This window comes from Bradyrhizobium sp. AZCC 2262 (assembly GCF_036924535.1).
In the GTDB taxonomy this organism is placed as follows: domain Bacteria; phylum Pseudomonadota; class Alphaproteobacteria; order Rhizobiales; family Xanthobacteraceae; genus Bradyrhizobium.
This window is the reverse complement of sequence record NZ_JAZHRT010000001.1, coordinates 5,872,719-5,885,247: the sequence shown is the minus strand read 5'-3', so window position 1 is coordinate 5,885,247 and position 12,529 is coordinate 5,872,719. Positions and strand designations below refer to the sequence as shown.

Genomic DNA, 12,529 nt, shown 5'->3' with positions numbered 1-12,529 from the left:
GGAATTTTGCGATGACCAAACCGCTGGCTGTTTCCATCCCGCATAGCCTGGGACGCGAAGAGGCCATGCGCCGCCTCAAGACGGGGCTTTCGCGTGCCGCCTCCGGCGTGCCGGTGCTGAGCGTCGATGAGGAGCGATGGGAAGACAACCGCATGATCTTCCGCGTTCGCGCCCTCGGGCAGGCTGTGGCCGGCCATGTCGACGTGGCGGAAGATCATGTGCAGGTGGAGGTCGTGCTGCCATGGCTGTTGCAGCGCTTTGCCGAAGTGGCCCAGGCCGCGATCCGCAGCCGCGGCCAGTTGCTCCTGACCAAGAAAAGCTGATGTTACCCTAGGCGGGGCTGCGCTTTCGCGCCTGCGTTATGGCGCCGTTGAACCTTGCTTTCAGCACGGCGGCCGGCAAATGGGTCAGCAGATCGGACAGGCGCAATTGCGTGGCGTCGGCGTCAGCAAAGCCTTCCACCGCATAGCCGCCGAGGTTCAACGCGGCGTCATAACTCTCCGGACGAGGCCAATGTCTGCCGCCGTCGGTCAACGGCGCAAACCAGCGCGTGACCACGACGATCGCAGCGTCGCGGCCCCGCCGCCGCGCGAAGGCAACGAAATGATCGCGATGCGCTCCGTTCACTTCGAGGGGGTCGTAGTCGCCGTCCGCGAATACGGCCGCGAGCTCCGTCCGCAGCTTGAGCTGATGCCGTGTCCAGGCCAACTTCAGATCGCCGCTCGGCCACGCCTCGACCAGCCGGTCCCAGTCCGGATTTTCCAGCGCGCCGAGCCGGCGCGCGCGATCGGCAAAGTCGACCGGCCGCCGGTTGTCGGGATCGACCAGCGAGAAATCCCAAAGCTCCGTGCCCTGATAGAAATCCGGTACGCCCGGCATCATCGCCTTCAGCGTGATCTGACTGAGCGAATTCAGCGCGCCCAATAACGACAGGCGCTGCGTCAGCGTTTGCAGTGCGTTCAGGAATTCGCCTGAGCGCGAAGGATCGAGAATTTTTTCGATGAAATCCTTGACGCCCGCCTCATAGGCTTCATGAGGATTGAGCCAGCTCGTTTCCTGCTTGCCCTCGCGCGCGGCCTTCAGCGCGTACTCCTGCATCCGCGCCGGAAGCGAAGCGTCGTTCGGCTGCCATGCCCCGAGCAGCGCCTGATACAGCATGTATTCGAACACAGCCGACGGCGCGCGAACATCGCCATCGACAAGCAGATGCGGCGCGTTGAGCAGCTTCCACCGGGCCACCGCGCTGGTCCATTCGCCCGGAATTTCCGCCAGCGCCATGATGCGCGCCCGCGCATCCTCGCCGCGCTTGGTGTCATGTGTCGCGGTGGCCGTCATGCCAAGCGGCCATTCGCGGGCGCGGGCTTGCATCATCCGGTGAAACTCGTCGGCCGAAATCGCTTTGGCCGCCGGATCGCCGCCGACCTCGTTGAAGGCGAGCAGGCGGTGGTAGCGGTAGAACGTCGTGTCCTCCAGCGACTTCGCCATCATGGGGCCGGTGAACTGCTGCACCTTCAATGCGAAACGTCTGACGCGCGGCGCGCTGTGGTGCGCGCGCCCGGGCTTGATCAGGTCCATCGTCAGGGTGTCGCGGAGAAAGTCGAAAATGCCGTCATCGGCGGCAAACCAGTCGGCGCGCGCCCGTTCGATCGTCCCTGATATCAACTCGCGATCATGCGCGGATGGGCCCGAGGATGTCAGGTAGGTGCGGTACACCGGGAAGTGCAGCACATAAAGTTCGAGGGCCTGCCGCAAACTGTCGGCGGAATAGTCGCGGGTGGAGTAATGCCCGCTGGCAATTCGAGCGAGGAGGCGCGTCAGCACCGTGAACTCGCTGGTCAGCAGCGTTTCCAGCACGCGGCGTTTGGCCTCTCGGAGGATCGGTTCGAGTCTTGGCGACTGGTTGCTGACCTGCCGCCAGATCTCGTCGAGGGGTTCAAGACCATTGCCATCGGTCAGCACATGGGTGATCGCGTTCATCCACTCATAGCCGGTGGTGCCGTGAACGCCGGCGAATGACGGGAGCCTCTCGTGTTCGCCGAGAATTTTCTCGATCACCACGTAGAAGGGCTGGCCTGGGCCGCCATGCGCCTCGCGCACCAGCCGGCGCAGGCGCTGGAAATACTGGACGGGATCGCGCAGGCCATCGATGTGGTCGAGCCGCAGCCCCTGCAGCTTTCCTTCCGCGATCAGCCGTTTGACCAGCCGATGAATCGCCTCGAAGGTGCCTGCGTCCTCGACGCGCAAGCCCGCCAGCGTATTGATGTCGAAGAAGCGCCGGTAGTTGATGTCGCTGGAAGCAAGCCGCCAGTGACCGAGCTTGTAGTGCTGGCGTTCGAGCAGATGGTGCAGCGAAAGCGTCGGCGCAGTGCGATCGGCGCCGGCGCGATAGGCATCCAGTCCTCGCGCGATGATGTCTGCGGCGCCGGAGATCGCCTTCAACTCGGCCTTGAAGCCAGGCGCTTCCTTGCGGTTGGGGCGTCGCGGCCCCTGATAACGGGAGGCCAGCGCCAGCATCGCCTTGCCTGGTGCGCTTTCCTCCGCGCCCGTCTCCTTGACGATCATGCGCAGGATTTCGCCGTAACGTTCCGGCGCGATCGGCAGCCGATGCTCGAAATACCAGGCTGAAAAACTGCCTTCGGCGGGATCGTAGCGCAGTTCGATATCACCATTTTCCAGCGCCTGACCATAGGATGAGCCGATGATCGGCAGCAGCACGCCGCCACGGGCGCGGTATGGCAACTGCTCCCAGTCGATGTCGAAGGAGGCCGCGTGCGGCGAGGCGGGACCCCATTCCAGCACGTCAAGCCACCATGGATTATCCGCAAAATGCACGCCGATATGGTTCGGCACGAAATCCAGGATCAGCCCGAGACCGTGTTGCCGCAGCGCGGCGCTCAGCCGCTCGAAGCCGGCTTCGCCTCCCAGTTCGGGATTGAATCGCGCGTGGTCGGTGACGTCGTAGCCATGCGTGCTGCCCTTGCGGGCGCGCATGAAGGGCGACGCATAGAGATGGGTGATGCCGAGCGCCTTCAGGTAAGGCACCACGGAAGCGGCGGCCTCGAAATCGAAATCCGCCGATAATTGCAGGCGATAGGTCGCGATCGGGATCGCCGGGGGCATTGTCCTATCCGATGCGCCAGAGCACCGTCCATGGCGGGACGCTGTCGCCCAACTCGTTTCCCCAGATCAGGGTTCCCGCGGACACGCCGGGCGCATGGCTGATGGCCTGGTCCGACAGGTTGGCGAGCAGGCGAAGCGTGGCGCCATCGCCCATTTGCCAACTGGCCGTCAGCAGGCGGGTGGGTGCCGCATGCGCCTCGCCGAAGGCGACGCCCGCGAGCCGCGGGACAATCTGCTGCCGGCGGACACTTAACAGCTCCCGCACCAGCTTCAGCCGCCTTCGTGCCTCAGGCGCGTCACGCTCTTCCCAGTCGAGCACGGCGGAGTCGCGGGTTGCAGGATCGAGCGCGTCCGGCACTTCGTCGCCGAATTCCGCATAGGCCCAGGCATATTCGGCGCGGCGGCCCTTGCGGACGGCATCGGCGAGGTCGCCGCCGAAATCGCAGAAGAATGGGAAGGGCGCCTTCGAGCCCCATTCCTCGCCCATGAACAGCATGGGAATGGACGGCGCCAGCAGCAGCACCGCGAGTGCCGCTTCGATGGCGCGCGCATCCGCATAGCTTTCGAGCCGGTCGCCCAGCGCGCGATTGCCGATCTGGTCGTGGTTCTGCACGAAGTTGATGAAGGCGGTCGGCGCCAGATGGCCGCTCGGCTCACCACGCTTGCCGCCGCGAAAGGCCGACGGCTCGCCCTGATAGACGAAGCCTGATGACAGCGAGCGGGCGATATCGGAGATCGGCGAACGCTGGTAGTCGACATAGTAGCCCTGCTTCTCGCCGGTCATCAGCACACGCCAGGCATGATGATAGTCGTCGTTCCACTGCGCGCGATATTTTCCCTGCGGCGGATCCTCGCCGGCATCCAGAATGCTGGCACGGTTGTCGCCGTTCTCCAGCACGAGATGAATGTGCCGGCCGTTTTGCGCGGCGAGCTTGCCGGCGGCCGTGCTGAGATCGCGCAGCAGCGACAGCCCGCCCGGCTCGACGATCGAGTTGACGGCATCGAGCCGCAAGCCATCGAATCGATAATCGCGCAGCCAGTGCAGCGCATTCTCGATCGCAAAGGCGCGGACTTCCTTCACCCGATAATCGATCGCGCTGCCCCAGGGCGTGTGCGCTTCGGTGAAGAAGGACGGCGCATAGCGGCCGAGATAATTTCCTTCGGGGCCGAAATGGTTATAGACCACGTCGAGCATCACCATCAGCCCGCGCAGATGCGCCGCGTCGATCAGCGCCTTGAGATCTTCGGGGCGGCCATAGGCGCTGTCGGGCGCGTACCACAGCACGCCGTCATACCCCCAGTTGCGCACACCTGCGAAGTCCGCCAGCGGCATCAATTCCAGCGCGGTGATGCCGGTCTCTGCGAGATTATCGAGCCTGTCGATCATCGCGCGGTAGCTGCCTTGCTTGGTGAAGGTCCCGACATGGGCCTCGACGATCACGGCTTCCTGCCACGGCCGGCCACGCCAGTTGGCCGCGCGCCATGGATAGGATTCGTGGTCGATCACTTCGCTCGGGCCGAAGACGTCATCGGGCTGAAACGCCGACGCCGGATCCGGCACGTCGATCTCGTCATCGATGCGGAATTTGTAGCGTGCGCCGGCTTTCACGCCGGCGATGTCGGCCGTGAACCAGCCGTCCTCGCCGCGCTTCATCGCATGAGGTCGCTCCAGCATGACATCGACGCGCTTCGCTGCCGGCGCCCATAGCCGAAACCGCGTGCCGTAGTTTGCCAGACACGGGCCGAATTGCCGGTCGCTCATGCCGCGCCCGCAAAGGCAAGAACCGAGCGCGGTGGCGCTTTGGTTTCAGCGCCCGATGCGATGGCGGCGAACGTCTGCACCGCCTCGGTGGTGTTCAGCACCTGCTGCCAGTTCTTGTATTCGGCCATTTTGGGCAATGTGAAAGCGATCTCTTCGGGTGCGGCGTTCAGTACGATAAAGATCGGCGCTTGCCCTTGTTCCATCGGCGCGAGCACATAGGCGAGGAATCGGCCTTCCGGAAAATTCCAGTCGGCTTCCTGCATCTCGGCGGCCGCCGGCGTCAGCCACAGCACGCCATAGGAGCCGTCCTTGCGCCGCCCATCGAGCCAACGCTGGCTGCGGAGCTGGGCGAAGCGCCGGCGCAGGGCGGTCAGATGGCCGACGAAATCGGTGAGGTCGTCGCCCTGCTTGCCGAGATTGTCCCAGCTCACCCAGCCGATCTCGTTGTCCTGGCAATAGGCGTTGTTGTTGCCGTTCTGCGAATTGCCGACCTCGTCGCCAGCCAGCAGCAACGGCGTCCCCAGCGCGAGGAACAGGCAGGCGAGCTGGTTCTTGCGAAGTTGCCGGCGTAGCGCTCTTATCGTGGCGTCGTCTGTCGGGCCCTCGTGGCCGCAATTGTTGCTGTGATTGTCGTTGGAGCCGTCGCGATTGCCCTCGCCATTGGCCTCGTTGTGTTTCTCGTTGTAGCTGAACAGGTCAGCCAGCGTGAATCCGTCATGGACGGTGATGTGATTGATGCTGGCGCGCGTCGCGCGGTTGTCGTGATGGAATAGGTCGGATGAGGCGGTCATCCGGCGCGAAACTTCGCCGATCAGGCTGCCTTCGCCGCTCCAGTAGCGCCGCATGGCGCCCCGATAACGGTCGTTCCATTCCGACCATTGCGACGGATACGCGCCGACCTGGTAGCCGCCCATGCCGAGATCCCACGGTTCGGCGACGAGTTTTGCCGTCGCCAGCACCGGGTCCTGCCGCACCGCGGTCAGAAAAGCGGCATTGCGGTCGTATCCGTTCGGCCCGCGTGCCAGCGTGGTGGCGAGGTCGAAGCGGAAACCGTCGACGTGGCAGACCTCGACCCAGTAGCGCAGCGAATCCATCACCATCTGCAGCACGCGCGGATGGGCGAGGTTGACCGAGCTGCCGCAGCCGGTGAAGTCGTCGTAGTAGCGCGGGTTTTCCTTGTTGAGCCAGTAATAGGACGCGTTGTCGATGCCGCGGAAGCTGAGCGTCGGGCCGAGATGATTACCTTCGGCGGTGTGGTTATAGACCACGTCGAGCATCACCTCGATGCCGGCGTCGTGCAGCCGCGCCACCGTGGTGCGGAACGCGTCGAGCGCGTTGTCCTGCGCATAGCGCGGCTCCGGCGCGAAGAAGGCCAGCGTGTTGTAACCCCAGTAATTGGCAAGTTTCCTTTCCACCAGCATCCGGTCGTCGATCAGCCCGTGGATCGGCAGCAATTCGATGGTGGTGACGCCGAGTTTCTTGAGATGGTCGATCATCGCCGGCGAGCACAGCCCGCCATAGGTGCCGCGCCAGCCTGGTGCGACGTCGTCGCGCTTCTGCGTCAGGCCCTTGACGTGGGCCTCGTAGATGATGGTGTCTTCCCAGGCGATGTTCGGCCGCATCTCGCGGCGGCCCCAGTTGAAGGTTTCGTCGACCACGACCGCCTTCGGCATGCCGCGCGCATTGTCGCGGCGGTCGAAGGAAAGATCCTCGCGCGCGCTCCCCGTTCGATAGCCGAAATGCGCGTCGCTCCACACCAGCCGGCCGGCGAGCCGCTTGGCGTAGGGATCGAGCAGCAGCTTGTTGGCGTTGAAGCGGTGCCCGCGCTCAGGCGCATAGGGGCCGTGGACGCGGTAGCCATAGAGCTGCCCGGGCGAGACGTCGTTGAGATAGGCGTGCCAGACGTCCTCATTGCGCTCCGGCAGTTCGATCCGCTCGAGTTCGCGGCGGCCCTGGCCGTCGAACAGGCAAAGCTCGACCTTCTCCGCATTGGCCGAGAACAGTGCAAAGTTGGTGCCCCGTCCGTCCCAGCTTGCACCTAAGCGGGCGGGGCTTCCCGCGGACAATCGCATGCGTCAGCTTTCCGGTACGAGAAAGATCGCAGCCAGCGGCGGAATGGTCAGGCTGAGCTCGGGGATACTGCCTTCCAGGGTGTGGACTTCGCCGACATTGCCGACATTGCTGCCGCCATAATGGGCGGAATCGGAATTGAGCGCTTCTTTCCACTTGCCGGCGAACGGCACCCGGACGCGATAATTTTGATAGACGTTCGGCGAGAAGTTCACGACCACGAGACAGCGCGCGTGCGCGTCGTAACCTTTGCGCAGCCAGGCAAAGATGTTGTTGGCGGAATCATGGGTAATGACCCATTCAAATCCCGCCTGGTTGCAGTCCATCTCGTGCAGCGCCGGTACGCTGCGATAGAGCCAGTTGAGATCGCGGATCAGGTTCTGGATGCCGGCGTGCCGCTGTTGCCCCAACAGGTGCCAGTCCAGCGAATGATCGTGATTCCATTCGCGCTGCTGGCCGAACTCGCAGCCCATGAACAAGAGCTTCTTGCCGGGATGGCCGAACATGAAGCTGTAATAGGCGCGCAGGTTTGCAAATCGCTGCCACTCGTCGCCCGGCATGCGGCCGAGGATCGAGCGTTTGCCGTGCACGACCTCGTCATGCGACAGCGGCAGGATGAAATTCTCCGAAAACGCGTAATGCAGGCCGAACAGGACGTCGCCGTGATGGTGCTTCCGGTACACCGGATCCTTGCCGATATATTTCAGCGTGTCGTGCATCCAGCCCATGTTCCATTTGAAGCCGAAGCCGAGCCCACCATATTCAACCGGCTGCGAGACCTGCGGCCATGCGGTGGATTCTTCCGCGGCCGTGGTGGCCTCCGGAAAATGCCCGAACAGTTCGATGTTGAAGCGGCGCAGGAATTCGATCGCTTCGAGGTTTTCCCGGCCGCCATGCCGATTTGGAATCCACTCGCCGGCGGGCCGGCTGTAGTCGAGGTAGAGCATCGAGGCGACGGCATCGACGCGCAGGCCGTCGATGCCGTAGCGATCGAGCCAGAACAGCCCGTTGGAGACCAGGAAGTTGACCACTTCGGTGCGGCCGTAATTGTAGATCAGCGTGCCCCAGTCGAGGTGGCGGCCCTGCATCGGATTGGCGTGCTCGTAGAGCGCGGTGCCGTCGAAATAGCCGAGCCCATGCGGATCGTCGGGAAAATGTCCGGGCACCCAGTCGAGCCACACGCCGAGCCCCTCGCGATGACAGGCATCGACGAGAGCGGCAAAGTCTTCCGGCGTGCCGAACCGGCTGGTCGGCGCGTACAGGCCGGTCGGCTGATAGCCCCATGATCCGTCGAATGGATGCTCGCTGACGGGCAGAAACTCGAGATGGGTAAAGCCCATATCCTTCGCATAGGCCGGGAGCTGTTCGGCGAGGTCACGATAGCTCAGCCATTCATTGCCGTTCTTGCGGCGCCAGGAGCCGAGATGCACCTCGTAGATCGAGATCGGCGCGCCCAGCGCGTTGATGCCAGATGGCGCGGGGCGCGGATGCGGGATTCTGCTTTCGTCTATGACAATCGAAGCGGTCGAGGGCCGGATCTCCGCCGCAAAGGCCACCGGGTCGGATTTCAACGGCAGATGCCGTCCGTCGGGTCCGGTGACGTCGAACTTGTAGCGGTCGCCGGCGCGGGCGTGCGGCACGAACAATTCCCAATAGCCGACGCCGCGCACCCGCATCGGATGCCGCAGCGCGTTCCAGAAATTGAAGTCGCCGACCACGCTGACGGCCTTCGCATTCGGTGCCAGCACAACGAACGCGACGCCGTCGACGCCGTCGAGTTTCATCGGATGCGCGCCGAGCTTGTCGTAGATCCTCCGGTGGGTGCCTTCGCCCAGGAGGTAGAGATCGAAGTCGCTGAGCACCGGCGGGAAGCGGTAGGGATCATCGAGATCGACAACGTTTTCGCCGAAGCGGGCACGGAGCTGGTAACGTTTCGATCCGTTCGGCAGCGCACCGGCGAACAGCCCGGCATCGTGAATTCGCTCAAGCGGCGCCGCTTCGCCATGCTCGACGATTGCTTCGACGTCAGAAGCTTCGGGGATGAAGGCGCGCACGACGCTGCGGCCGCCCTCGCTGTGCAAGCCGAGATAATGAAAGGGATCGGAATGCTTGCCTTCGATGATTGCATAGGCCTCGGCAGGTAGCTTGGTCATGAGGCCTCGAATGGCGGTTGCGACAACGTTCGGATGATTCCGGTCAGGGGCATGCGTAGCCAGTCTGGTCGATACAACAACTCGTGTTCGATTTCGTTCAGGGCCTTCTCGAGCAGGAAGAAGATCAGCAAGCCCTCGGCGGCGGTCGGATCGGTCGGCCACAGCCGTTGATCGGTCATGGCGTCGCTGTAGGCGGCGAAAAATGCGACGGTCGCCCGGTCGCGCCATTCGCCAAGCGCCGCGCCGAGCTTGCCCTGCTCATCGTGGGCTACTTTGAGCGCGCGCTCAAGGGCCGCGGTTGCCGAATAGTCGATCGAGCGGATCAGGCTGGCGACGTCGCGCGCCGCAGGCACCTTGCGTCGGCGTTCCGCGATGGTTCGCCCCGGCGCACCCTCGAAGTCGACGATGAAGATGTCGTCCTTGACGATCAGCAACTGACTGAGATCGAAGTCGCCGTGGCAGCGGATGTTGGCGACATCGAACTCGCGTGGCAGCAGCGTTTCGAGGCGATTGCGCAGGGTCGGCTGCAGCGCCAGCACCTGGTCGGCCAGCGTCCGGTCGGCCTCCTTCAGCGTATCGCGCCGCTGCCTGAGCGCATCGAAGACGCGTCCGGCGCAGATCGTCAAATCGTCGATCCAGCGCTGCACGTCGTCGCGACTGGTCAGCTCCGGCGCGAATTCGGCAAGCTCGCTGTTGCCGGCGAGCGCGACGTGCAGCTCGGCGACGCGCCGCCCAGCCTGCGACATCTGCCGAAGATAGGGCATCTCTTCCTCGCGTTCGCCGGGATGGATGCTGCTCGTCAGCAGACGCTGCTCCTCGACAAAGCGATCGAGATAGCCCGCGCTCAGGGTCCAGAGATCGCCCTGATTGGCGACGAAGGCGTGAACGACGCCGACCGCGCTCTTCTCGTTGCCCTCGACCAGTTCGACGCTGCCGAGCAGGGCGGGTGTGTTGGGAAAGTTGGCGACGTCGGTCAGGAAGCGCCCCATCTCGATCTCGGGATTGGGGCCGGCCTGAAGCGTCCGATAGATCTTGACGACATAGTCGTTGTCTACCAGGGCGGTGCTGCGGGGCTGGTCGGACTCGACGGTGCGGATGTGCTCGGGCTGCCGGATCGGCTTGTCGCCAAAGCGGTTGGTCGGCCGGAATTCGAGCCGCAAGCCCTGTTCGCTCTCGTCGACCGTCAGCGATTGCTGCAGGTTGCGCAACAATAGCGCGATGAAGATCTGGTCGGTGGCGACGTCGAGCAGGGTGCCTTCGCGGGCGCCTTGCCGAACGGCGGCCAGCGCCTGTGGGTTGTAGCGTTCGCGATCGAAGCGCACCCATTCGATCTGCATCGGTAGCACGTAGCGCGTGCTGACGCCGCGTTGAGTCGTTTCGAAAAAAGCGAGCCACGGCCGGTTGTCGCCGATGTCGCAGAACGGAATGGCCGAAGTCAGGGCCGGACGGATCGCCTTCGGCGATCGTTCCGGATACCAGCGGCTGCGTGCCAGATGTCCGGGAAGCACGTCGCGCTCGAACACGCCGCGTTCGCGCGCCAGCGACACCCAGGTCGCGTTCAGCGGCACGACCAGCGTTTCGAACTCGGGCACGGCACGTTGCACCACCGGCGCCGATTTGTCGCGCTCCTGCAGTTCGAACCAGTAGAAGCCGTAAGGCGCCAGCGTGATCATGTAGGGCAGTTCGCCGATCGCCGGAAAACGAGTGCGGCCGAGCATCTCCAGCGGGATGCGGTCCTTGAAGGCGGAAAGATCGAGTTCGGTCGCCTGCGCGGATCGCGACAGGTTGGCGACGCACAGGATGACTTCGCCCTGGTACTGGCGCACGTAACACAGCACCGAGCGGTTCTCCGGGCGGATGAACGTCATGGTGCCGCGGCCGAAGGCGAGCGTGGATTTGCGGACCGCGATCAGCCGTTTAGTGGCCGAGAGCAGCGATGACAGGCTGCGCGACTGCGCCTCGACATTAACTGATTCATAGCCGTAGACCGGGTCCATGATGGTCGGCGCGTAGAGCCGCGCGGGGTCTGCGCGGGAGAAACCGCCATTGCGGTCCGGCGTCCACTGCATCGGGGTGCGGACGCCGTTGCGGTCGCCGAGATAGATGTTGTCGCCCATGCCGATCTCGTCGCCGTAGTAGATGATCGGCGTGCCCGGGAACGACAGCAACAGCGAATTCATCAGCTCGATCTTGCGCCGGTCATTGTCCATCAGTGGCGCGAGCCGCCGCCGGATGCCGACATTGATGCGGGCGCGCGGATCGTTGGCGTAGGTCGACCACAGATAATCGCGCTCGACGTCAGTGACCATTTCCAGCGTCAGTTCGTCGTGATTGCGCAGGAACAGCGCCCATTGGCAGTTGTCCGGAATATCCGGCGTCTGGCGCAGGATGTCGGTGATCGGAAAGCGGTCTTCCTGCGCGATCGCCATGTAGATGCGCGGCATCAGCGGGAAGTGATAGGCCATGTGGCATTCGTCGCTGCGGCCGAAATATTCCTGCACGTCCTCCGGCCACTGATTGGCCTCGGCGAGCAGCACTTTGCCCTTGGCATAGGCATCGAGTTCGCTGCGCAGCCGTTTGATGATGGCGTGCGTCTCGGGCAGGTTCTCGTTGTTGGTGCCGTCGCGCTCGCAGAGATAGGGAATGGCGTCGAGCCGGAAGCCGTCGACCCCGGTGTCGAGCCAGCGCTTCATCACCTGCACCAGCGCGCTCACCACGCGCGGATTGTCGAAATTGAGGTCCGGCTGGTGCGAGAAGAAGCGGTGCCAGTAGAACTGGCCGGCTTCTGGGTCCCAAGTCCAGTTCGATTTCTCGGTATCGGTGAAGATGATCCGCGTGCCCTGGTATTTCTGGTCGGTATCGCTCCAGACATACCAGTTGCGGGCAGAGGAATTCGGGTCAGAGCGGCGGGCGCGCCTGAACCAGTCGTGCTGGTCGGACGTGTGGTTGACGACGAGCTCGGTAATGACCCGCAGGCCGCGCTTCTTGGCTTCCTGGATGAAGCGCCGGAAATCCTTCATCGTCCCGAAATCGGGATTGATGTCGCCATAGTCGGCGATGTCGTAGCCGTCGTCGCGGCCGGGAGAGGGGTAGAACGGCAACAGCCACAGCGTGGTGACGCCGAGATCCTGCAGATACCCCAGTTTCTCGGTCAGCCCGGCAAAGTCGCCGATGCCATCATTGTTGCTGTCGGCGAACGCCTTGACGTGGAGCTGGTAAATGATCGCGTCCTTGTACCAGAGCTCGTCGGTGGTGACGTCGGCGGTTGGTACCTCTTTTGCTTCAACGACAAGGCTGCCATCCGGATTCAGCGGATAGGCACCGTCGACAGGAAGGGAGACGCCGGCGTTGGAGCTCTCGGCGGTTTGCGCTTTTTTGTTCACGGTGATGCCATTGCCATGGAAATGACGTCCCCGTTTCGTTT

General features: G+C 63.7%; 6 protein-coding genes. 1 reads left to right on the top strand and 5 read right to left on the bottom strand.

The features are described 5' to 3' along the window. The first annotated feature begins 11 nt into the window (after nucleotides 1–11). Entirely contained in the window at nucleotides 12–323 is a 312-nt protein-coding gene (locus V1283_RS27600; RefSeq protein ID WP_334389725.1) for a polyhydroxyalkanoic acid system family protein, read from the top strand. 7 nt (nucleotides 324–330) lie between these two features. Here V1283_RS27600 and treY read toward each other — a convergent pair whose 3' ends face one another. The 5 genes from treY to treS are packed head-to-tail and all read right to left on the bottom strand — an operon-like array spanning nucleotide 331 to nucleotide 12,416. Then, a complete protein-coding gene (treY, locus tag V1283_RS27595; RefSeq protein WP_334389723.1) occupies nucleotides 331–3,120 on the bottom strand; it encodes a malto-oligosyltrehalose synthase in 2,790 nt (929 codons plus the stop codon). A gap of 4 nt (nucleotides 3,121–3,124) precedes the next feature. Further along, nucleotides 3,125–4,882 carry a malto-oligosyltrehalose trehalohydrolase gene (gene treZ, locus V1283_RS27590; RefSeq protein WP_334389722.1) on the bottom strand — a complete coding sequence of 586 codons (1,758 nt, stop codon included), beginning with the start codon at nucleotides 4,880–4,882 and terminating at the stop codon, nucleotides 3,125–3,127. Further along, nucleotides 4,879–6,954: a glycogen debranching protein GlgX gene (gene glgX / locus V1283_RS27585; protein ID WP_334389721.1), complete on the bottom strand. Its 2,076-nt coding sequence runs from the start codon at nucleotides 6,952–6,954 to the stop codon at nucleotides 4,879–4,881. Before glgX ends, treZ begins: the two co-directional genes overlap by 4 nt. Nucleotides 6,955–6,957: 3 nt before the next feature. Further along, on the bottom strand, nucleotides 6,958–9,105 hold the full coding sequence (glgB, locus tag V1283_RS27580) for a 1,4-alpha-glucan branching protein GlgB (protein ID WP_334389720.1): 2,148 nt from the start codon (nucleotides 9,103–9,105) through the stop codon (nucleotides 6,958–6,960). Next, nucleotides 9,102–12,416, bottom strand: coding sequence for a maltose alpha-D-glucosyltransferase (treS, locus tag V1283_RS27575; RefSeq protein ID WP_334393194.1), 3,315 nt, complete (start codon nucleotides 12,414–12,416; stop codon nucleotides 9,102–9,104). The genes glgB and treS overlap by 4 nt, the downstream gene beginning before the upstream one ends. Nucleotides 12,417–12,529 lie beyond the last annotated feature (113 nt).

Bases quoted from the DNA above. Each gene is read 5' to 3' on its own strand.
- V1283_RS27600 (WP_334389725.1), top strand. From the start codon at position 12: ATGACCAAACCGCTGGCTGTTTCCATCCCGCATAGCCTGGGACGCGAA.
- treY (WP_334389723.1), bottom strand. From the start codon at position 3,120: ATGCCCCCGGCGATCCCGATCGCGACCTATCGCCTGCAATTATCGGCG.
- treZ (WP_334389722.1), bottom strand. From the start codon at position 4,882: ATGAGCGACCGGCAATTCGGCCCGTGTCTGGCAAACTACGGCACGCGG.
- glgX (WP_334389721.1), bottom strand. From the start codon at position 6,954: ATGCGATTGTCCGCGGGAAGCCCCGCCCGCTTAGGTGCAAGCTGGGAC.
- glgB (WP_334389720.1), bottom strand. From the start codon at position 9,105: ATGACCAAGCTACCTGCCGAGGCCTATGCAATCATCGAAGGCAAGCAT.